This window comes from Streptomyces sp. 4F14 (genome assembly GCF_048159485.1).
Taxonomy (GTDB): Bacteria; Actinomycetota; Actinomycetes; order Streptomycetales; family Streptomycetaceae; genus Streptomyces.
The window spans coordinates 1-317 of sequence record NZ_JBLRVY010000400.1; the positions used below are offsets into that span (position 1 = coordinate 1).

Here is a 317-nt window from a genome sequence, read left to right on the forward strand (position 1 = left end):
GGTCACCCAGCGCCGCCACGTCCCCCGGCTGCGCGCGGCCGACCCGATGCGCTCCTCCCGGGTCACCACCTTCCTCGGCGGCGCCAACGCCGTACGCACCCAGGTCTTCGCCGAAGTCGGCGGACTCCCGGACGAATTCTTCTACGCCCATGAGGAAACCGACCTGGCATGGCGGGCCCTCGACGCGGGCTGGATGATCGATTACCGGTCGGACATGGTGCTGTTCCACCCGACGACCGCGCCCTCGCGGCATGCCGTCTACCACCGCATGGTGGCCCGCAACCGCGTCTGGCTCGCCCGTCGCAACCTCCCCGCCC

The 317-nt window shown here is 71.3% G+C and carries 1 protein-coding gene; it reads left to right on the forward strand.

Going from position 1 to position 317, the window contains the following annotated elements:
* A partial coding sequence (locus tag ACLZOT_RS51300) for a glycosyltransferase family 2 protein (protein WP_416976158.1) occupies positions 1-317 on the forward strand: 317 nt, incomplete at both ends.